Annotated in this window: 16 protein-coding genes; 7 read left to right on the forward strand and 9 right to left on the reverse strand. The window is 53.2% G+C overall.

All coding sequences use genetic code 11. The features are described from left to right. Positions 1-140: 140 nt before the first annotated feature. The 4 genes from NST84_RS28785 to NST84_RS28800 form a co-directional block, all read right to left on the reverse strand. Positions 141-1,784, reverse strand: coding sequence for a hypothetical protein (locus NST84_RS28785; RefSeq protein WP_342563428.1), 1,644 nt, complete (start codon positions 1,782-1,784; stop codon positions 141-143). Then, positions 1,777-2,577 (reverse strand): ABC transporter ATP-binding protein, encoded by an 801-nt coding sequence (locus NST84_RS28790; protein WP_342563429.1) that lies wholly within the window; start codon positions 2,575-2,577, stop codon positions 1,777-1,779. Before NST84_RS28790 ends, NST84_RS28785 begins: the two co-directional genes overlap by 8 nt. A 174-nt stretch (positions 2,578-2,751) precedes the next feature. After that, entirely contained in the window at positions 2,752-5,976 is a 3,225-nt protein-coding gene (locus tag NST84_RS28795; protein ID WP_342563430.1) for an S-layer homology domain-containing protein, read from the reverse strand. Between the two features lie 84 nt (positions 5,977-6,060). Beyond that, on the reverse strand, positions 6,061-6,828 hold the full coding sequence (locus tag NST84_RS28800) for a hypothetical protein (protein WP_342563431.1): 768 nt from the start codon (positions 6,826-6,828) through the stop codon (positions 6,061-6,063). Positions 6,829-7,134: 306 nt separating this feature from the next. Between NST84_RS28800 and NST84_RS28805 the strand changes: the two genes are divergently transcribed. Beyond that, positions 7,135-8,496: a dicarboxylate/amino acid:cation symporter gene (locus tag NST84_RS28805; protein ID WP_342563432.1), complete on the forward strand. Its 1,362-nt coding sequence runs from the start codon at positions 7,135-7,137 to the stop codon at positions 8,494-8,496. Between the two features lie 82 nt (positions 8,497-8,578). Here the strand turns inward: NST84_RS28805 and NST84_RS28810 are convergent, their stop codons facing one another. The 4 genes from NST84_RS28810 to NST84_RS28825 form a co-directional block, all read right to left on the reverse strand. After that, positions 8,579-9,574, reverse strand: coding sequence for a Gfo/Idh/MocA family oxidoreductase (locus NST84_RS28810; protein WP_342563433.1), 996 nt, complete (start codon positions 9,572-9,574; stop codon positions 8,579-8,581). Between the two features lie 86 nt (positions 9,575-9,660). After that, the gene (locus NST84_RS28815; RefSeq protein WP_342563434.1) at positions 9,661-10,617 is read right to left on the reverse strand and encodes a 1,4-dihydroxy-2-naphthoate polyprenyltransferase; all 957 of its coding nucleotides are present in this window, start codon (positions 10,615-10,617) and stop codon (positions 9,661-9,663) included. 42 nt (positions 10,618-10,659) lie between these two features. Continuing rightward, entirely contained in the window at positions 10,660-11,391 is a 732-nt protein-coding gene (locus NST84_RS28820) for a DUF6081 family protein (RefSeq protein WP_342566546.1), read from the reverse strand. A gap of 70 nt (positions 11,392-11,461) precedes the next feature. After that, complete coding sequence (locus NST84_RS28825) at positions 11,462-12,379, reverse strand: prenyltransferase (RefSeq protein WP_342563435.1); 918 nt, start codon at positions 12,377-12,379, stop codon at positions 11,462-11,464. A gap of 180 nt (positions 12,380-12,559) precedes the next feature. Between NST84_RS28825 and NST84_RS28830 the strand changes: the two genes are divergently transcribed. The 6 genes from NST84_RS28830 to NST84_RS28855 all read left to right on the forward strand — a co-directional run bounded on the left by NST84_RS28830 (position 12,560) and on the right by NST84_RS28855 (position 20,805). Beyond that, entirely contained in the window at positions 12,560-14,926 is a 2,367-nt protein-coding gene (locus NST84_RS28830; RefSeq protein WP_342563436.1) for an EAL domain-containing protein, read from the forward strand. Positions 14,927-15,046: 120 nt separating this feature from the next. Further along, the gene (locus NST84_RS28835; RefSeq protein WP_342563437.1) at positions 15,047-15,670 is read left to right on the forward strand and encodes an acetate uptake transporter; all 624 of its coding nucleotides are present in this window, start codon (positions 15,047-15,049) and stop codon (positions 15,668-15,670) included. Between the two features lie 259 nt (positions 15,671-15,929). Further along, complete coding sequence (locus NST84_RS28840; protein WP_342563438.1) at positions 15,930-18,077, forward strand: EAL domain-containing protein; 2,148 nt, start codon at positions 15,930-15,932, stop codon at positions 18,075-18,077. Positions 18,078-18,184: 107 nt separating this feature from the next. Then, complete coding sequence (locus NST84_RS28845) at positions 18,185-18,511, forward strand: hypothetical protein (RefSeq protein WP_342563439.1); 327 nt, start codon at positions 18,185-18,187, stop codon at positions 18,509-18,511. A 179-nt stretch (positions 18,512-18,690) separates the two neighbouring features. Further along, positions 18,691-19,167: a DsrE/DsrF/DrsH-like family protein gene (locus NST84_RS28850; protein ID WP_068728270.1), complete on the forward strand. Its 477-nt coding sequence runs from the start codon at positions 18,691-18,693 to the stop codon at positions 19,165-19,167. Between the two features lie 90 nt (positions 19,168-19,257). After that, positions 19,258-20,805, forward strand: a complete 1,548-nt coding sequence (locus NST84_RS28855) for an aminotransferase class V-fold PLP-dependent enzyme (RefSeq protein ID WP_342563440.1) — start codon at positions 19,258-19,260, stop codon at positions 20,803-20,805. Here the strand turns inward: NST84_RS28855 and NST84_RS28860 are convergent. Next, positions 20,791-21,411 carry a TVP38/TMEM64 family protein gene (locus NST84_RS28860; RefSeq protein ID WP_342563441.1) on the reverse strand — a complete coding sequence of 207 codons (621 nt, stop codon included), beginning with the start codon at positions 21,409-21,411 and terminating at the stop codon, positions 20,791-20,793. The two genes, NST84_RS28855 and NST84_RS28860, sit on opposite strands and share 15 nt — an antisense overlap. Positions 21,412-21,433: the final 22 nt, after the last annotated feature.

Consider the following 21,433-nt stretch of genomic DNA (forward strand, 5'->3'; position numbering starts at 1 on the left):
GCTATGAGAATTGACTTTAGCTGTATTCTACCTTGTATTTGCTGGACTGTCTAAGTAAATACTGGAACTTAGACCCTTTTTTCGAAGGCGGCAAAAAATGTCCATATTTCTCCGCCCCTGCAGCCTTTCCCGGCTGGCAGCTATTGCTCCTGCAGCTCCGCCGGGGGAAAAGTAATCCGCCAGATCCACCAATTTGCAATTACCAGAACTGGAGCGTAGATGTAAATTCCAAACGGGATCAGACTGACTACATAATGAAGTCCCGCCAGCCCTATCAGAATAAAGATCTGCACAAAGGCGATTCCTGTAAAATCCTTTTGCTTAGCAGCGCTATACTGCTCCGAGAACGGCAGCGCCTTCGGCAGAAGCCGGAAGCACAGCACCGAATACAGCAGCAGAGCAGGCAATACAACAATCAGGTGCGGCAGAAAGCGCGTACCGAATAACCACGTGAAGATGGCCCCTTCAATGACCAGAAGCGGGATCTGCAGGCGGAGAATCGCCGCCTTGAGCATTCCGCAATAGACCGGGGACATACCTGGCAGCGGAATAGTCCTGTAAATCCAGGCTGCCCGGTAGCTTGTCGAATAACGCAGCATCTGCACAGCTGTCGGCATCAGCAGCGCACAGAGATAAATAAACAGGAACGCTGCGGTGCCGCGAAGATCCTCCAGGTTGCCGCCGCCCCACAGAACATTAAAGATGAAGATAAACGGCAAAATCAGCGACAGGCCAAAGTTAGGATAGACCTTAAGCTTGAAATCCCGCTCATTACGCATCATTGACCAGGTGAAACGGAAGAACAAGGCTTCCTCCTTACCCATGCAGAATATATCCGCTAACCGGCGGGCAACATTCCCGGTGTCTTTACCGGCCCCGTCCTCTGACGCCAGCTTCTGCAGGCTCCGTTCAAACAGCGGCATCAGCCTGATATATACAGCCAGCAGCAGCAACGGAACCACCAGGGCTAGCACGGACATCACGGCCAGATGAGCCGACCGGTTGCCGCTCAGCAGAAGCTCAAACGGTGCTGCGAACCAGGCCGGCGCAACCAGATACTGCCACCAGGCCGGTTTATAGGACACCGTAAGATCTGCAAGGTTGAACATGCGGGAAACCAGCTGGTAACCTACCGTAATTCCTATGGACAAAATGATCTGCACATAATTAATGATGTCCTTCAGCTTTTCCCCGTCAAAGACCCGCATAATCAGTAAATAGATCAGTGCTGTAATGACAAGAATCAGACAATCCAGCAGAATAATAGCCGCGGCATAGAGAAGGAAAAAGACGATGCCCTGCTTGAACAAGGACACAATCAGCGAGGGGCCCGTAATGGTCAAGGTTAAAGTAAGCAGATAGATCAGGATATGTAAGCTTTTAGCCATATTCAAAGTACGGCGGTCAACCGGCTTGGAGAACAGGATATTTTTATCCCTCAGATCCAGCATGACCGAGGAAAAGTCTGAGATCAGCGTCGTTGCGATCATAAACATCAGAATAGCGAAGGTGATGCTCATAGAAAAGATATAATTGCTGTCCTGCACAACGAAAAGAATCAGCATCAGCCCCAGCAGCAGATAGATCCACTGAATCCGGAAGGGTGAACCTTCTGCATCAGCCTTCTTGCTATCCTTCCCTCCGGCCAGTACGGTCGGGGTACGCCTGCTGTCCATGGTCAGCTTGACCTGGAGAATGCTGCGCAGCACAGGGTAATTAACCCCGATTCTCCGGAAACCTCCCTGCAGCCGGTCAAGCAGCTTCAGCACATAAAATTCATTCATAGGAATCACCTTCACCAATAACGGCAACGAATTCCCCGGCAATATCCCGGAAACGGTCAAATCCCGTCAGCTCATTAAAAATCGCCTCAAGCGAGCCTTCCCGGCTCTTCTCCTTCAGCTCGGCAAAGCTTCCGTCCGCTACAATATCCCCGCCGTTAATCAGGATGATCCGGCTGCTGATTTTCTCAACCACGTCCATAATATGCGAGGAGTAAAAAATCGTCTTGCCGCGGGCAGCAAGCGATGCAAAAATCTCCTTAACAATCATTACACTGTTGGCATCCAGCCCGCTCAGCGGCTCATCCAGAAACAGGATATCCGGATCATGCAGCATGCTTGAGATCAGCAGTACCTTCTGCTTCATTCCCTTGGAATACGAGGAAATCCGCATATCGTAAGCGTGTTCCATGTTAAGCAGCTCCATCAGCCGCTGTGCTTTCTGCTCGGCATCCGTCCGTTTCATCCCGTAAAGCTCACCGATAAACCCCAGATATTCCTTGGCCGTCAGGCTGTCATAAAGCTCGGCAACCTCCGGCACATAACCGATCCGTCTTTTGTAGGCAGCATCTCCGTCTGAAATATCCCTGCCAAAAATCCGCACCGTACCCGTATAGCCTTCGACCAGGCCCAGCATAATTTTAACTGTAGTGCTCTTCCCAGCCCCGTTCGGTCCGATATAGCCGATAATCTGGCCGGGATACACTTCTAGGTCAATTCCCCGCAGCACCATTCTGTCACTATAATTCATCCATAGGCCTTCTATTGCGATAACCGGTTCTAGCGCCTGGCTCATAAGTATAGAAACTCCCTTCAGCAGCTGTAGTAGGAAATAAGGAAATGAAATCATTTGTTTTCCAGCAATATTCCTATTCTACCAAAATTCAACTTAGGCAGGCTATTATAATTATCCGCAGCAAAAAGGCGGCCCGGGGGCCGCCTCCTGCTCTTTTACCGCTATTGTTACAGATTATTTGGACAGCAGGTTGTAGATAACCTGGGCTGCCTGGGCCCGTGTCGACAATCCCTGAGGATCGAGCTTGCCGTTATTTCCTTCAATAATGCCGCCTGCTGTAAGAGCCTGCAGCGCTTCCTGTGCATAGGCTGCAACCTGTGCAGCATCGCTATACCCGGACAATCCGGCAGATGCGGTTCCTTCAGGCAGCTCATTCAGGATTTTCAGCGAGCGGTACAGCAGTGTGAACAGCTCCTGACGTGTAATCTGGTCATCCGGTTTAAACCGGTTATCCCCGGAGCCTGTTGCCACTCCAAGCTTTTTGGCTGAGGCTAAGTAACCGGTATAGTACGTGTTGCCGGCATCCGCAAAGTTAACAGCACCAGCCTCTTCCGGTGCAATGCCGTAAGCTTTCAGCAGCAGCACTACGAACTGGCCTCTCGTAAGCGCAGCATTCGGGCTATAGTTATTGGCATCCGTGCCGGAAGTGATGCTTCTGGCTGCCAGGTAGCCGATTGCCTCGCTGTACCAGGAGGATGACGCTACATCAGTAAAGCTGACCGGATTGTATCCGATGATATATTGCGAGAAATGGGTGGTTACAAAATCCACCTTGCCCGATGCGGCCTGATAATTTCCGCGTACAGTCTCCAGACTGCCTTCAGGCGTAATGTAGTAGATAACTACAGCATGGGCAGCCTCACCCGCCTGCAGCGTATAGGCAACACTAACCTTAACTTTGCCGCCGCCAAATTCGCTGACATTGCTGTCTCCCGCTTTTACCGCCAGGTCATATACCGGTCTGTCGCCAAGCACCGCTTTGCCTTCTTCGTTCAAAGACACTTTGGCAATGGTAATACTGATATCCCCCGCATCGGCTGCTCCGCTGATCGCTGCTGCCGTCTGGGCATCAAAGGTGATGGTTCCCACATTAGCATAATTGATTTTGATGACCGCATCGGTGCTTTCCGCAATGGCATTAAAAGCGCTTCTTGGCAGCTTCAGCTCTGCCGTCTGTGTCAGGGCTGAAGACGCTACTTCAATCTCCAGCACAGCCTGCTTGCCTTCAGCTTCAGCTTTTTTGGCACTGTCGGCAAGCTGCTGGACTTCAGCCGCTGTAAGGGTCGCAGTAGTCACACCTGTCGCTTCATCCGTAGTGACTGCAGCTTTGGCTACTGCCGTTACGGTGTTGCCGGAAGTAGTCGTCGCAGGGGCTGGAGTAGCCGCCGGAGCCACGGCACCTCCGCCAGAGGAGTTGTTCCCGTTAGAAGGAGCTGTGTATGCCGGAACCACGACATCCGTTACCTTACCTGCCTTATATCCCTCTTTTGCTACAAATCTTACATGATACGTCCCCGGAACAAGTCCGGTAATCTCCACATCGGTTGCATATACATATTCCGTTACTGTGGACAGCTTATACTCCAGTGCCTTTGTTGTCCCTGTAATACGTCCGTCCTTGTTCTCCGGCGTAGTCGGGGCAACACCGGCAAGACCGGTCGGTGCAGCCTGCTCACCGTAAGCCGGAACCTCTATTGCAACGGATTCTCCTGCGTTATAAGGAATTGCTGTTGCACCGTCTAGAGCAGTCGGTCCCTGATAGCCAGGCTTGGAAGCATATCGGACCAGATAAGTTCCCGGTGCAAGACCGGTGATGGCTTCCCCGGTTACCGCAGTGTACACGGTATCCGTAACACTTCTGTATTCCAGTGTTTTGTTCAGCGTGCCGGTAATCTTCCCGTCACTGGCTCCGGCAGCAGTAGGGGCTGCTCCGTTCAGTCCGGATGGTACAGCTTCAAGTCTGGAGAAGATGCTGTTCAGCGCCTTAACCGTATTGTTGAATCTGTGTCCTGTAGGATAGGTAGTATTTCTGGTATCCACATAAGTCGGCTGGATATTCTCCCAGCTGTACATCAATTCCACATGTCCGAGAATCGGTGCGCTGTTGCCGTCTGCATCCTTATTGTCCTTGTTGTAAGTGAACAGGTATGGCACCTGCAGCCGGTCACCTGTAATGGTGTTGCCGTTCGCATCAACATAGCTGATAACCGAAGGCTTTGCAGCTGTGTTGTTTTCTGTCTTGATATTGGTCAGATAAGTCTCAACCAGATCCACATACAGCTTGGCATAAGCATGATTCGTGGTCCGGATCTGCAGCTCGTTGTTATTATGCGGGTTCGCACTGCCTTTGGTCCCGCTGTTGTTGCCTGACTCGGCAACAGTCACACCGGCGTCAAGCTTCGTATCGAAGAAGTAGACCTTACCGATATTATGTTTTTTGGCATATTCGTTGATGTACTTAATGATGGCCTGTGTGTTCGGGCACCAGGAGCCGCCGAACAATATCGCATAATTGCCCTGGCTGGCAAGAATCAGCTTCAGCTGGTGATAAGTCACATGCTCAAACACAAGGTCTCCGTCGGCCTCCGTGAAGATCGTCGGCTTGCCTTCATTCTCACCCTCATAATTCAGATTGAAGGCTGCTTTGATATAAGCCGATTCATCAATCACGTTGTAAGTACCCACAGCGCCGAGCACCTTGCCCACCTGGGCTTTATACGCACTGACCTTAGCTGTATCCAGCGCACCGCCGGTCTGGAAATCACTCCAGGACTTGCTTTCGTTCAGATAAGCAACGACCGGTGCCTTATTGCCGTTAGCATCGACATTGTTTTTGTTATAAATGAACAGGAACGGGGATTCAATTTTATTAGCGGTAACCGTCTGCCCGTCTTTAGTAACATAGCTTACATTGTGCTCAGGATCATTTTTATCATAAAGATTCAGGTTCTTCAGATATTTACTAACCAGATCCACATATTTGTAGGCAAATTTATTCGAGCTGTCCGCAATATTAAGACTGTCGCCATCCAGCCGGGTATCAAAATTGTATACGGTCGATACTCCATACTCCTTGGCTACCTCATTGATAAAACCGATCTCGGCCTGGGTCTGCTCACTCCACGCACCGCCCACCAGCACCGCATAGTTCCCTTCACTTTCAAACAGATGGACAATATCCTCATAGGTTGCTGTCTTGAAGACATGGTTCTCATCATTCAGGTGCTCATACACGTTGTTAAAATAGTTATAATGGCTGACTTGCCCTTCAGGCAGGCTGCTCAGGACAGCTTCCGCCTGTGCCGCCGGATCTGCCTTGGCGGCGTGAACCGGCAGGACAAGCAGGGAGGCTGCCAGGAAAAGCGATAGTATTTTTTTGGTTTTTAGCGGTCGTATCATGTATGCACCTCGTCTTTTGGAATTGGATTACAGCTCATCTGAAGCCGGACCGGGGAGATTCAGGACGTACGCTTTGCCTGCCGCTTACGGGCAGATCTCTTCCTCGGCCGCTGGTGCAGGTGCGGCTGCAGGCTCAGCAGCTGGTGCACTTACCGTTTCTGCCGGTGCGCTTACTGTGCTTGATTGTGCAGGTGCCGGAGCTGCGCTTGCTTTCGCCTTCACCACTTCCGTTGTCGAGAACGTAACGGCCTTGGCCGGTGCAGGTGTCGCTGCCGGCTCAGCTTTAGCCGCTGGTTCAGCCTTGGCCGCCGGTGCAGGTGCTGCAGTCGCAGCAGGCTGTGCAGCCTGGGCTGTTACCTTAACAGGCGCAGCAGTCGCTGCCCCCTTTGCAGCCTGCGGCTTGGCAGGCTCAGCTGCTGCCGGAGCTGCGGTTGCCGCTGCCTTCACCGGAGCAGCAGCCGCTGCTGCGGCAACGGCCTGCGGCGCTGTGCCCGCAGCCGCCTGCTTCACGGCAGCGGCAGCAGGCGCAACCGCCGGTGCTGCCGGCTGGGCAGCTTCCGCAGGTGCTGCCGGTGCCGCTGTTGCCTGCGGCTGTACCGCTTCAGCCGCTGCAACTTCTGCCGCCGGCCCTGTGCTCACCGCCGGTGCTGCCTCTGCGGCAGCCTGCGGCTCGGCAGCAGGCGCTGCCGTTGCTTCAGGCTCCGGTGCGCTTTGCGCCGGTGCAGCTTCAGCAACAGCTGCCGGAGCAGCAGCTGCGTCAGCTGTGGTTTCATTCTTGGCCGACACCGCTACAAAGGTTAGTGCAGAGAACACTACGGCTCCCGCAACAATAGCAATCGTAAGTTTTTTCATAAGTAATCCCATCCTTTTCTTCATAATAGTTAAGATCCCGGCGTTTTCGAGCAACAAAAAAAGATCCAACATAGATACGCATAGCTGCGTCTCATGCTGAATCTCCGGCGGTCCAGTCGATTCCAGAATCACTTGCAATTAAGTTCCATATTATTCATGCTTCCATCCCTTGTCAATTAAAATTTTATTTTTCTTAGTGGTATTATCGGAATTAAAATTTATTACATAATATTACATTGACAATCATATCATTCCTTTATACATTATTCACATCAAAAAAGTCGGCTTAGGGGGTCTTTGGTTACAATGAAAGATATTGATAACAATCTGCTGTCCGCGCTTCAAACGAGCTGGTATGGCCTTGTCGTCTCCATTGTTGTATTCGCAGTGCTGTTTATCCTGGCACGCAAACGCATCGGATTCGGCACACGGGTCATCATCGGTCTGGCGCTCGGACTGGTCACCGGTATTTTCTTTCAATATTTTGAATTTGCAACAAACGCGATTACAACATTCGGCAGTATTTATGTCAGCCTGATCCGCATGCTCGTCATTCCGCTGGTCTTTGTTCTTGTGCTCAACAGCATCGCTTCCTTAACCAACCTGGAGGCCCTACGCAAAATCGGGATCAAAACCTTTGCCTGGTTCCTTGGAACAACCGGTATCGCTTCTATTATCGGGCTGCTCATAGCCCTCCTCTTCAACCCGGGAAGCGGAATCCAGCAGGCTGTGCCGGAAGACTTTACTGCCCGGGAGATTCCGACCTTCTCACAAGTTATTCTGGATCTTGTGCCTTCCAACCCTGTTAATGAAGCTGCTACGGGTAAGGTTGTGCCGCTGCTTATTTTTGCGATTTTTGTAGCGGTTGCCATCATTAAAGTAGGCTCCAAGAAGCCGGAAGCCGTCAAGCCCGTTCGCGATCTGATTGAATCCCTGACTGCAGTGCTTCATCAGGTTGTAAAATTCGTAATCCGGCTGACCCCTTACGGTGTATTCGCTCTGATTGCAGGCATTACAGCCCGCTACGGCTGGGAAACCCTGCAGGAGCTGGGCAGCGTCATTGTCGCCTCTTATGTAGCACTCATTCTGCATTTTGTGCTTGTGTTCGGCGGACTGGTGCTGCTGGTGGTTAAAGTGAACCCGCTGCGCTTCTTCCGTAAAGTGTATCCTACAATCACTGTTGCTTTTACTACCCGCAGCAGCTATGCTACACTTCCGATCAACCTTGAGGTGATCACCAAGCGCCTGCATGTTTCGCCCCGGATTGCCAGCTTCGTTGCCCCGCTGGGAGCATCCGTGAACTTCAACGGCTGCGGCGGTGTATGGCCCGCCATCGTAACGGTGTTTACCGCCCAGGTCTATGGCATCCAGCTCACCTTGACTGATTACATTACGCTGGTGCTAGTCAGCATCATCTCTTCCATCGGAGTAGCCGGCGTTCCCGGTCCTGCTGTAATCTCAACTACTGTCGTGCTCACAGCACTCGGGCTGCCGCTTGAAGGCCTGGCCATCGTTGCCGGTGTAGAAGCACTGATCGATATGGGCCGTACAGCAGTTAATGCTACCGGAACCTCTGTTACTGCGCTGCTGGTGGCGAATTCCGAAGGTGAATTTGACCGCGAGGCATTCAACAGCGACGACGATGATGTCCTGCTTAGCCCGGTATAAGCATTAGCGGATCATTGCTCCGCAACAAAAACCCCAGTACCCGCTGCACTAGCGGGTACTGGGGTTTTTACGTACGTTTATCCTACAGCAGGCTGACCCGCTCGCGCCGCCGGGCAGAGTCAAGGCAGGCTTCGATCAGCTGCATGCTGAGCACCGGATCATTCTCAGCGGCAAGCGGCGTGGCGCCGCGGACGGCTGCTGCGAAATCATCAGCCTGGACCACATACGGATTGGCGCCGGCCGCGGCAAACCGGCTTACCTCGCCGCCTTTGTACATCAGGAAATCCGCATCCTCAAATCTGGCGTTGAACGGCATCGGAATCTCGATCATCCCTTCCGTACCGAGTACCTCCAGCAGCTGGCGGTTATATGCCCACATGCCGCAGTCGAAGGTCAGGCTCAGGCCGCCCGGGAACTCGACCAGACCGGAGGCCATCATATCCACGTTATCATGCTCCGGAGAAAAGATTGCCTGTACCGTCACCGCTTCAGGCTCCGTACCGAACAGCAGCCGCGCCGCGCTGAGCGGGTAGCAGCCGACATCATACAACGAGCCTCCACCCCAGGCGGACTTGAAGCGGATATTCGTCGTGTCCGTTGCATCGTTGTAGGTAAAAGCGCCGCGGATCGCACGCAGCTCACCGATATCGCCCCGGGCGATGATCTCCCGCAGCTGCACAATGCGCGGATGATGCCGATACATGTACGCTTCGGCCAGATGCACGCCCGCTTTGCGGCAGGCCGCTACCATTTCCTCCGCCTCGGCGCTGCTGAGCGCAATCGGCTTCTCACACAGTACATGCTTGCCTGCTTCGGCTGCACGGATTACCCATTCCCGGTGCAGGTGATTGGGCAGCGGAATATATACGGCATCAATTCCCGGATCAGCCAGCAGCTCCTCATAGCTGCCGTAAGCCTTGCTGATGCCGAACTCTGCTGCCACCCTGCTGCTTTTCTCCAGCCCCCGGCTCGCCACCGCCTCGATTACACCTGTCTCTGATTCCTGAATCGCCGGCATCACGGAGCCGGTTGCGATCTGGGCACAGCCGAGTATTCCCCATCTGAGCTTCTGTGTCATAGATGTACACCCTCCTTGTATAAGAATGTAAATATATCTACTGACACCATATCATAGAATAGGAGGCATCACTAATCAGACAATTGTCAGATATTCAGCAGACCCAGCAGAACTGCAGCCGCCAGTACAATAATCCGGGCTGTACTCATCAGCACAAAATTTTTGACCGACAGGATAAAGGTTGACGCCTTCTCCTGCTTCTGCTGGAACAGTGCGATATTCCGGCGCAGGGGAACCAGCGTAACCAGCAGCAGCGCCACCAGCAGCGGATTGACCCCGAGAATCAGCAGAACGATCATATCGACAAAAGAGACATAATAGAGCAGCTTGAACAGCAGCAGTGCATTGTTGCGGCCGATATAGACCGGCAGCGTATACCGGCGGTTCTCCAGGTCATCTTCGATATCGCAGATATTGTTGGCCAGCATAATCCCGGCAATCCCGAGGATTGCGGGCACGGAGAACCAGAAAATGTACACAACCTCGATAAGGTTAACATGCAGGTCGACCCAGCCATTTTGCAGCAGCAGCGTAACCACCCTCTGGTCCGAGTGGATATAAGCCGAAATAAAGATAATCACAAACCCCATAAACAGTCCCGAGAACAGCTCGCCGAGCGGCATCCGCGATATCGGAATCGGCCCGAAGGAGTACAGGATCCCGATCAGAAACGACAGCCCGCCCAGCAAAAAGATCAGCAGCCCTGTCTGGGAGACAAGAGCAATGCCCCCGCCCGCCGCCAGAACGAGCAGGATGATGATGGTTGCGACTACCGTGCTTTCTTTTAGCTTATAGTGAACAATGGCATTATGGGTCTCATAGCCGTAGCCGTGCTTCTTGGCGGCTTTTTTAAAATCATAATAGTTGTTGATGGCCGTTGTCGCCATATCGAAGCTGAGCAGGGACACGAGCATCAGGATAAACCGCAGCATATAAAAATCCTCAAACCGGTACAGCGCGTACAGTGTCCCCAGAAGGAACGGAAGCATACTGGCCACCTTGGTCGGCAGCTCCACAAACCGCAGAAAGCTCCTTACATTCACCGCAAACCCACCCTTATCCTTAAAAAACTTAGCTCATGCCCTTTAGCGTGCAGTCGTTGTTACAGTTACCGGAGACCATTCGGCAATGACTGTCTGTCCATGCGCCGACACGCTGCCTTCCGGAGTCAGATCCTTCTCCGTCATAATGCCGAGCGCCACGGTAAAGCTGTTGAATTTCACCGGAACATTCCGCTCGCGGCGCACTTCCTTACCATTGACATAGAAGACCGCCTCGTCATTGCCGCGGTGATATGTGATTTTGTAGGTGTTAAATTCGCGCGGCTTGAAATCCTCCGCTTCTGTAAAAATGCAGAAATATTTTGTACCGCCTGTATCCGGAACCTGGACGCCCGGGAAGGGCAGGATGCCGTAGACGCTGGCGTATTTATCATTGCCGGCAAAGAAATCAAGCGCCGCACCGGTCGTGAAATCCAGCAGATTCAGTGAGACATAGCCGTCGTACAAATCTCCCGGAGCCGTCCCCTGCGTGCGGGCGCGGATCTGCAGCTCGAAGCTGATCTCCCCCTCCTCCGGAATGTCTACCGGCTGTGCCGAATAATACATATGCTTGGCATTGTCGAGAATCTGCACCTGGTTATGCTGGCGGCTGAGCTGTGCCCGGACATACAGATAGCCGTTGCGTACAATTACTACCGCCTCCGGCTCACGGTAAGCCCAGAACGAGCCGTCAGGCAGGGCAAATCCGCCCGTCTTCCACACTTTTCCCTCTGACAAAATGGTATGAAAATCTCCCAGTACAGTCTGGCTGCTCACAGCCGGCTGCAGCTGCTCGGCATTGTCTTTATTATTGTCCATAATCGCTCTCTCCTTCTGGAATGAGATGTTAGATGAGGCCCTGGATCAGCAGGGCCAGTGCCATAATAAATCCGCAGCGCACGGAGGCCTGCTGTGAAGCGCCCATAAGCGGCAGATATGCCATGGAGGCATTCTGCGGCTCAAGCCCGCGGTACACACGCAAAGGGGCAAACACGGTAAGCAGCGCCAGCAGCGCATAAACCGGCAGTACGCCGGACAACACACATACAACCAATGAACCATAGGACAGGAACAGCAGGATGCGGGAAAGCACCAGGGCTTTGCGTTCTCCCCAAACGACAACCAGCGTACGTTTACCGGCCTGCTTATCTGCTCTCCAGTGCAGGAAATGATGATTGAACAAGAGCAGTGTAGTTAACAGGCCCACCGGAACAGACAGCAGCACAGGCTTCAGGCTGAATTCCCCTGTCTGTACGAAATAAGAGCCGAGTACGGGCATTACCCCAAAAGCGACAAAAATGGCAAACTCACTATAGCCCTTGCCCCGGTATCCGAAGCGCAGCGGCGGTGCTACATAGAAATAGGCGATCAGCGCTCCGCCGAGCACGAACCAGAGCGTCTCCCAGCCGCTGGAGATACTGAGAATAAGGCCGCAGGCCACGGCCAGCGCCAGCAGAGCCCAGGTCATCAGAGCAAAGAGGGATTCCTTCATCAGTCCGCCTGACAAAAAACCGGAGTTCGTCGAAACCATTCCCGGTGTATTCTTAGCTTCAGTATCCGTTCCATTACGGAAGTCCCATAAATCGTTCACCATATTCGAGAACAAATGGGCGGCGACCGCACCAACAAGCGTTATAACAAACAAAAACGGATGGAAGCTGCCTTCCCAGACATAGGCTCCAACCGTCCCCAGCACAACCGGTATGAGCATTACAGGAATCGTTCCAAACCGTGTAATCTTCTTAAATAATGTCCATTTATCCATTGCCTGACGCTATCTCCTTCTATAATATTTATGTGATTATTATTATTGCAAGATTATTATACATCAAATTTCGACACATGGGACAGATTTACTCTGCAAAATATTACCTTTTCATGGTACACTGGATAAGGTGGTACTAATTTCCTAATTAAAGTCTATTATTACTAGAAGGGAAACAACATGAAGCTGAGCAGAAAAATAATCATTTTCGTCTGTGTTGTGGCCCTGTTCGGATTAGGTGTTACTTATCTACTCCTGCACTTCATTCTGCTGAACCGCTTTGAGCAGCTGGATGAGGCCACTCTGCGGAGCAAGCTGGATAACGTGGTTTCATCTTACCAGAGCGAGCTGCAGATGATGAGAACCGGATTGCTGAAGTATTCAACATGGGACGATACATACCAGTTTATGCAGCCGGAAGCGCCGGACAATCCGGCAGCTTCTGACAGACAGGATTACCTCGACAGCAATTTCAGCCCGTTCACCTACGAGATCAATCAATTCGATATGGCGGCGCTGCTGGATAATTCCGGAGAGCTCCGGTATGGCGGTGTTTATGATCCCGATACCCGGGCGGTCTCCGCCCTGACTCCGGAATACCCCGCGCTGTTCAAACGCATTCAGGACCGGCTGCCAGGCTTGACGGAGACCGCGGAAAGCCGTTCAGGCATCGTGCTGCTGGATGATGGCCCGATGCTGATTACAGTTGCCCCGATCCTCAACAACAGCGGCGACCAGCCCGTAATCGGCACAGCGGTTGCAGGGAGGATGCTGCGGCAGAATGAGATTACCCGGATCTGGGAAGAAACGCAGTCCTCCCTGCAGATGACGGTCATCAATTCTGCTGTATTGGCAGAGAGCAACGGCCAGACCACGTGGATGAGCTCAGACACCGGCCAGATGATGTCCATCCATACTGTAGTTAACGACCTGTTCGGGAATCCTGCAATCGAAATGACGCTGAAGCAGCCGCGCGAGATCTACGAGAGCGGGCTGAAATCCATCGTCAGCTTCCGGAAATTCTTCCTGGCCTGGACCCTGCTGATGTGTATAGCCAGCCTGGTCTTCGTCAAACGTTCCATCCTGCGGAGAATGTCCTCCCTGGTCAGAAACATCCGCGCCATCAGCAGCAGCAAGGACCTGTCCATCCGGGTACGCAGCTCCGGAAACGATGAATTCAGTGAGGTGGAGCATGAATTCAACCGGATGATCGGTTCACTGCAGCAGGCTCAGAAGGAGCTGCAGCTGCAGTCCATGCTGGATCCGCTGACCCAGCTCCCCAACCGTTCGCTGTTTTTCACCAGACTTAATGAAGCTATCGCCTCGGTTAAAGATACCGGCCGGCAGATCGTCCTCGTCTTTATTGATCTCGACCATTTCAAGACCGTCAATGACACGCTCGGCCATGATTTCGGGGATGCGATGCTGAGGGAGACCGCCCTCCGGATTTCCAGGGTCATCGGCAAGCATGATGTGGTCTCCCGCCTTGGCGGAGACGAATTCACCATTCTGCTTGCCGACGCTCCTGATTCAGACAGCATGAACGTACAGCTGTCGCGCATACAGGAGGCACTCTCATTGCCGCACCGCATCCAGGGGCACCTGCTTTATAATACTGCCAGCATCGGGGTCAGCGTCTATCCGCAGAATGGCGAAGACGCCGACTATCTGGTCAAGCAGGCTGATCTGGCCATGTTTCATGTCAAAGAATCGGGACGCAACAACATCCTGCAATACTCAGAGGAGCTTGAGGAAAGCATCCGGCGCCGGAAGGTATTGTCCCAGCAGCTGCTGTCCGCAGCCATCAATGATGAATTCGAAATCCATTACCAGCCGATCCTGGGCTCCGACAGCCTGAAGGTCGCCAAGCTGGAAGCCCTGCTGCGCTGGACCAGCCCTACTTACGGGCCCATCTCTCCCGCTGAATTTATTCCGCTTGCCGAAACCAGCGGCTCCATTATCAGCATCGGCAGCTGGGTGCTGCGGCAGGTCTGCTCCGACCTGAGCCGGTTCCGCACAGGCGGCCTGGAGCTGACGGCTGCCGTTAACATCTCGGCAGTACAGCTGATGCAGCCTGGGCTGACTGAACTCCTGCTGGCGCTGCTGGCGGAATATCAGCTGCCCAGCTCCAGCCTGGAGCTGGAAATTACGGAGAGCGTACTGGTCTCCGGGGACCATATCCTGTCCTCCCTTCAGGAGCTGAGAAGCCACGGGCTGTATATCTCGCTGGATGATTTCGGCACAGGCTTCTCCTCACTGAGCTATCTGCGCCGCTTCCCGGTGGATGTGATCAAGATTGACCGCTCCTTCATTTCCGAGATGACCCTGGAGCCGCAGGGCGATGTGCTGGTTAAGGCGATTATTGAGCTGAGCCATAATCTGGGGCTGAAGGTAGTAGCTGAGGGCATTGAGCTGAAGGAGCAGTTCGATCTGCTCCGCATGCTCGGCAGCGATGAGCTGCAGGGCTACTATATCAGCAGGCCGGTGCAGGCCGTGAATATTCATTCCTTTTTATCGCAAAATAATCTGATAATCGCCAAAAATTGACCACTTCTTTTATAGGCAAGCTCATGGCGATATGATATGATAGGCAAGCTGATAACAGCACCCGGTCCGGGTGCTGTTATACTATGCGAACAATTATGAAAATTGGAGGCTTTAATTGCTATGTCAGCGCAATCCCCATCCACGCAATCCGTCAAAATCGTCACTGCCGATCCCAGCGCCATCGGCTTGTTCGGACTTGCTATCGTTACTCTGGTCGCTTCTTCTCAAAAGCTCGAAATTACAACAGGACTCAGCTACGCTATTCCTTGGGCAATCTTCCTCGGAGCCTTTGCTCAGCTATTCGCCTCGATTCAGGATGCGAAGCACAATAATACCTTCGGCATGACTGCATTCGGCGCATATGCCTTCTTCTGGTTCGGCATGGGCGCAAGCTGGCTGATCAAGCTCGGCGTATTCGGCGCTACACTCGCTGAAGGCGTAGACCCTAAGCAGCTCGGCTTTGTATTCCTGGGCTATCTCGTCTTCACCCTGTTCATGACCATCGGTGCAGTTGAAGCCAACCGGGTGCTGCTGATTATCTTTATCCTGATCGACTTCCTGTTCCTCGGCCTTTCCATGGATGCTTTCGGCGTAGCTGCGGAATTCTTCCACAAGCTGGCTGCAGTATCGGAATTGGCAATTGGTGTGGTTTCCTTATACGGATGCGGAGCATCCGTGCTTAACGCCCATTTCGGACGCACCTTCCTGCCGATCGGCGCACCACTGCGTATTTTCAAGAAATAAGCTGACGCTGGCTTTGCCGAAATATATATAGCAACACCTGCAAGAGCAACGGATAAATACAAGCTGCCCTTAGGCGGTCCGTATTTATCCGTTTTTTGTTCTCTCCCCGGCTATCAGGTTTCTCCTTGCACAAAAACACAAAAAATGACATGCTATAGAGACACCTACGACATATCTCGACATTTGACGGTGGTGCAGGAACCACTTTGGCCCAAATTACTTATACAATGTTGAATTTTTATGATATCGGAGGCACTCCATGGCTTTCATTAACAAAAAGCCTTTAACGATCATCCTCGGCTTCCTAGTCGTGCTGCAGCTTTCTCTCTTCTATTACTATTCCATATCGGTAGAACGGGAATACCGGGCTGAAAAAGCCGATTTATCCTCTCAAGCCGTCACACTCACCTCAAACCTTGAAGAGAAAGTATCGATTGTCAAAGGAATCAGCTCCTTCATTCAAACGGTAGGCTTTGACGCAGAGCCCGCTCTAATTAACCAGTATCTGCTTACTGCCTACAACAGCTCAAGTACAAACGTTTTGAATATTGTGATTGCTCCCGACGGAGTGATCCGCTATCTTTTTCCGCTGTCCGGCAACACCGCCATTTTGAATAAAAGCCTGCTGCTTGATCCTGCCCTGTCCTCATCCGGCAAGGTTCAGGAAACGATCCGCTCCCGCAGTATCACCATCGACGGCCCCCGCATGCTGGCCCAGGGCCAGTACGGCATAGTCATCCGGCAGGCCGTTTATAACGGCAATACCTTTGCCGGTATCGTCTCGGCAACGGTAACAGTGGAGGATATTGCCGAGCAGATGCAGTCTCTGGATTCTTCTGTTTATGTGACAGATGCAGACCACAACCTGCTGTTCGGCAAAGAAACCCGGGCTGCAGGGCAACTGGTGGCAACACCAATCGATATTTATAACCAGCACTGGCTGATGGGGACTCTCATTCCGGCGCAGACCAAATGGGCGGTATTCCGCAGCGTTCTCTGGATTGATATTGCCTGTCTGCTCATAATCGCTTTTATCCTGTATTTTTACTGGCATCAGAACCGTTTCAACCATGAGCTGGAACGTGTAGTCAGCCTGCGGACCCGTGATCTCAGTGTTTCCCAGAAGCTCTACGAGAAGCTCGCCCATTATGACAGTCTGACCGACATTCCGAACCGGCGGTATTTCATGGATGAGTTCGAACGCCTGCTGCAATGCTCGGAGCCGACACAGACCTACACCCTGTTCTTTTTTGATTTGAACCGGTTCAAGGAGATCAACGATACACTGGGCCATTCCATCGGTGATCAGGTCATCAAAACACTGGCCGGCCGGCTCAAATGTGCGGGGCTGCCTTACCAGCTGTTCGCGCGTACCGGAGGCGACGAGTTCGTCATGGTCTTCTCCAATCTGCCGCAGGAGCGGATTCCGGAAACCGCCGGACAGATCAGTATGCTGATCTCTCAGACGCTGCTGATTGCCGGGGCGCATCTGAGCCTGTCTACAAGCATCGGCATTTCGCTGTATCCCGAGCACTCTTCCGGCACGGATGATCTGCTGAAGTTTGCCGATATGTCGATGTATCAGGCCAAGTCGCAGGAGGACTGTAACTACTTTATTTTTGACTGGGAGCTGCGTGAGAAGCTGGAGCAGAAGACCATGATCGCCAAGTACCTGCATTCTGCACTGGAGCGGGAGGAATTCGTGCTGCATTACCAGCCGCAGATCAATGCAGTCACCGGTAAAATGGTCGGGCTGGAGGCGCTGGTCCGCTGGAATCATCCCGAGAAGGGGCTGATCGGACCGGGCACCTTCATTGCCGCCGTCGAGGAGGCCGGACTGATGATCCAGCTGACCGACTGGATCATCGGCGAGGTATGCCGGCAGCTCTGCGAGTGGCAGAAGCTGGGCATGCCGCTGCTGCGGACTTCCATTAATATTTCCAACAGCTGGTTCTACAACCGCAATCTGATTGAGAATCTGCTGTCTGTGCTTGATCATTACGGTCTGGATACCGAAGTGCTCGAATTTGAGATTACCGAGAGCACAGCCCTGCTGGAGGAGCACTATCCGCTGCTGCAGCAGATGCGCGATCACGGCATTGTCGTCTCTATCGATGATTTCGGCACCAAATATTCGTCACTCAACTACCTGAAGCATTTTCCTGTCAACAAAATCAAGATCGACCGCACCTTTATCACCGGTATCGGCATCAGCTCGATTGACGAGACGATTATCAAGTCCATTGTCTACGTAGCTTCACAGCTCGGCTATGATCTGATTGCCGAAGGCGTTGAAACAGCGGAACAGCTGGAGTTTCTGGTCAATCACGACTGCCCGCATATCCAGGGCTTCTACTTCTCCCCGCCGCTGCCGGCGGAGGAAATCCTCAGCAGAATGGCTTCATAAAAACCTGCGCGGTCTGCACTTGGTAAAACAGCTGCGGACCGCTATAATAAGCTTGTACTACTCTGCTGCAATGAGCAGGAAGTTAACCCGAAAGGATTTCGAGAAAAATGAATGCGTTTACTAATTCAGAACTGATCGGCACCATTATCTTTGCGCTGATTCTGGCTCTGCTCGCTTACCGGATCATCCGCGGCATGCCCGCAATGGAAGGGAACATCACCGCTTTCCGCAAAAGAACGCTGGTCTGGACACAGGTTGCACTTGTCCTGACTGTTCTGCAGCTGAACTTTAAAGCCGGCGACTGGCGGTTTGCCATCATTCTCGGCCTGATCGTGCTGTTTACCGGCAGCATCTGGTGGGCCGCCCGCCATTATGACATGCTCCGCCCGGCTGAGAGCGAGCCCGCCGTCAAGGAAAGCTCTGAAGAGCAGTAATGCAGCGCCCGGCCGCCATACTATAATCAAGCTCCCTGCCGGGGGCTTTTTTGTTGCAAAAAAGTTGCAGGAAATTTGGCAGATAACGTGATCCCTGGTACATCTTTGTGAAGGCGGGCATACGCCGCTGCCTCTGCAAGCATACTAGTTGCATCCTGAAATAGCGGAGGTACACAGAGATGGACAAGAAATTAAATCTGCTGATGTTCAGCGGAGAGTATGACAAAGCAATGGCCGGACTGATTCTGGCTAATGCAGCGCGGGATATTGAGGTTGAAGTTACGATGTTTTTTGCTTTCTGGGGCTTGTTTCTTGTGCGTGACCCGGAAAAAATGACGCTGGAGGACAAGACGGTCTATGAAAAGCTGATGGATGTGTTCACCCCCAAGGGCCCGCAGCAGCTGCCGCTCTCCCATATGAATTTCAGCGGCCTGGGCCGGATGATGCTGGAGGAAATGATGGAGGATAACAACGCGCCGAAGCTGATCCATTTCCTCAAAGGCGCACGCAAAAAGAACATTAAATTCTACGCCTGCAAGCTGTCCGTTGAGATTATGGGATTCAAGCCTGAGGAGCTGCTCCCGGAGGTCGAGATTATGGATGCCTCCGCTTATCTGAAGGATGCGCTGGAGAGCGATATGCAGCTCTTTATCTAGCGGCAGCATGGGCTTTAACCTATCTGCCCTGCCGGGCATATACTGAGCCATAATGACACAGCCGGAGCCTTCAGGTATCTGCCGGCGAGTGTGTCAGCCAGAAATAACCGGCTGGAGGGATTGTCCGTGCTAACCATCAATCAAGCCTTCCCGGAGGAGGCACCGGCTTCGCTTGCGGCGCATTTCACCGCCTTTCGCGAGCGTACCATCGGCATCCGCCATCAGATTACGACGCCCTTTGGGCGGAAACCGCTGATTTACGCTGACTGGACGGCCAGCGGGCGCCTGTATGAGCCGATTGAGCGCCAGATCCAGGAATCCTTCGGTCCTTATGTCAGCAATCCGCATACCGATTCCAACAGCACCGGGCTGACGATGACGCTGGCCTACAACGAGGCCCGGAGAATTATCAGACAGCATGTCCACGCAGGTCCACGGGATGTTCTGCTCTTCTGCGGCAACGGCACGACTGGCGCCATTAATAAACTGCAGCGGCTGATAGGCCTGAAGCTGCCCGAGTGGCAGCATCCGGCCTTCCATTGCCCTCCCGAGGAGCGCCCTGTCATCTTCATCAGCCACATGGAGCATCACTCCAACCTGCTGCCCTGGCAGGAAGGAATCGGCGATGTCATTACAGTACCTGCCGGAGCGGACGGCAGCATAAGTCCGGTTGACCTCGAGGAGCTGCTGATCCGCCACCGGAACCGCCGCTTCAAGATCGGCTCCTTTACCGCCTGCTCCAATGTTACGGGAATCGAGACCCCTTACAATAAGCTGGCTGCCGTCATGCACCGCCACGGGGGTCTGTGCTTTATTGATTTTGCCGCCAGCGCGCCCTATAGGGACATTAATATGCATCCCTCTTCACCGCTGGAAAAGCTCGACGCCATCTTCTTCTCCCCGCATAAATTTCTCGGCGGCCCCGGCACAGGCGGAGTGCTGCTGTTTGACGAAGCACTCTGCAGCGGCAGGCTTCCGGATGAACCCGGAGGCGGAACCGTCGTCTGGGTCAATCCCTGGGGCGGACGCCGCTACATAACCGATGTGGAGGTCCGCGAAGACGGAGGTACACCGGGCTTCATGCAGGCCATCCGCACCGCGCTCTGTATAAAGCTGAAAGAGCGGATGAACGGCAGCGGGGAATGGATCAGGCTGCGGGAGCAGGAGCTGTGCCTGCGGCTCCTGTCCGGACTCAGCCGGATTCCCGGCTGCAGCATCCTGGCCGGCGGGCAGACAGAACGTCACGGAATTGTATCTTTTACCCTGCACAATATCCATTACAATCTTGCCGTAAAGCTGCTGAACGACCACTTTGGCATTCAGGCCCGCGGCGGCTGCTCCTGCGCCGGCCCCTATGGCCATTATCTGCTGGGGCTTGGCCGCAAGCAGTCGGAGCAGATTGTCCAGGACCTGCATGCCGGCAACCAGTCCACCAAACCGGGCTGGGTCCGGCTCTCCCTCCATCCCATCATGACTGAGGCCGAAGTTGACATTATCATAACAGCTGTGCAGGACATTGCCATTCACGCAATGGAGTGGAGCGGGGATTACAGCTACAATGCGGCAACGAACAGCTGGGTCCACCGCTCAGGCCAGACCGAGACAGAATCTGCTATCCGGCACCTATTCACGGTGTAACGGATCTCCCGCCGAGGCCCGGGCAAACCGGGCTTCAAGTGCCTTCACACACCATAAGGACACCCCGATAAACAGCAGCACATAGATTATTTCCCACGGATTGCGGATAAACCGCTGCACATCATTACCGATATAGGATACGGCAAACACCATAATCGCCTTGCCCGCACTAATAGCCAGCAGATAGGAGCGCAGACGCATGCCGGCCAGCCCTGCGGCCATATTAATGACGACAAACGGACCGACCGGAAACAGGCTGAGCAGAAAAACATAACTGAATCCGCTCTGCCGCACCCAGGTCATACTTCTGGCTACCTTGGGCCGGCGGGCCCAGTTTTGCAGATAGGGATGGGAAGCAATTTTACGGATAATCAGAAAAGTCACCGCACAGCCTGCAACCAGCCCCAGCCAGGAATATAAGAAACCCAGCCATAAGCCGTACACCGCCCCGTTTAAGCCTACGATGGCAATAGTCGGCAGCGGCGGAACGAAGGATTTCATAAAAGTCAGCCCGATTCCGGGCAGCGGCCCCAGCGTCCGGTATTGTTCCAGCAGCATCCGCAGACGCTCCTCCGTCAGCCATGACGATACATCCAATAAGTACATCGCTTGCCCTCTCCTCATCCTA

Source organism: Paenibacillus sp. FSL R7-0345, from assembly GCF_038595055.1.
GTDB lineage: Bacteria > Bacillota > Bacilli > Paenibacillales > Paenibacillaceae > Paenibacillus_AQ.

What these genes read in the sequence shown, in the direction of transcription:
- NST84_RS28785 (WP_342563428.1), bottom strand. Translation starts at nt 1,784, where the DNA reads ATGAATGAATTTTATGTGCTGAAGCTGCTTGACCGGCTGCAGGGAGGT.
- NST84_RS28790 (WP_342563429.1), bottom strand. Translation starts at nt 2,577, where the DNA reads ATGAGCCAGGCGCTAGAACCGGTTATCGCAATAGAAGGCCTATGGATG.
- NST84_RS28795 (WP_342563430.1), bottom strand. Translation starts at nt 5,976, where the DNA reads ATGATACGACCGCTAAAAACCAAAAAAATACTATCGCTTTTCCTGGCA.
- NST84_RS28800 (WP_342563431.1), bottom strand. Translation starts at nt 6,828, where the DNA reads ATGAAAAAACTTACGATTGCTATTGTTGCGGGAGCCGTAGTGTTCTCT.
- NST84_RS28805 (WP_342563432.1), top strand. Translation starts at nt 7,135, where the DNA reads ATGAAAGATATTGATAACAATCTGCTGTCCGCGCTTCAAACGAGCTGG.
- NST84_RS28810 (WP_342563433.1), bottom strand. Translation starts at nt 9,574, where the DNA reads ATGACACAGAAGCTCAGATGGGGAATACTCGGCTGTGCCCAGATCGCA.
- NST84_RS28825 (WP_342563435.1), bottom strand. Translation starts at nt 12,379, where the DNA reads ATGGATAAATGGACATTATTTAAGAAGATTACACGGTTTGGAACGATT.
- NST84_RS28830 (WP_342563436.1), top strand. Translation starts at nt 12,560, where the DNA reads ATGAAGCTGAGCAGAAAAATAATCATTTTCGTCTGTGTTGTGGCCCTG.
- NST84_RS28835 (WP_342563437.1), top strand. Translation starts at nt 15,047, where the DNA reads ATGTCAGCGCAATCCCCATCCACGCAATCCGTCAAAATCGTCACTGCC.
- NST84_RS28840 (WP_342563438.1), top strand. Translation starts at nt 15,930, where the DNA reads ATGGCTTTCATTAACAAAAAGCCTTTAACGATCATCCTCGGCTTCCTA.
- NST84_RS28845 (WP_342563439.1), top strand. Translation starts at nt 18,185, where the DNA reads ATGAATGCGTTTACTAATTCAGAACTGATCGGCACCATTATCTTTGCG.
- NST84_RS28850 (WP_068728270.1), top strand. Translation starts at nt 18,691, where the DNA reads ATGGACAAGAAATTAAATCTGCTGATGTTCAGCGGAGAGTATGACAAA.
- NST84_RS28860 (WP_342563441.1), bottom strand. Translation starts at nt 21,411, where the DNA reads ATGTACTTATTGGATGTATCGTCATGGCTGACGGAGGAGCGTCTGCGG.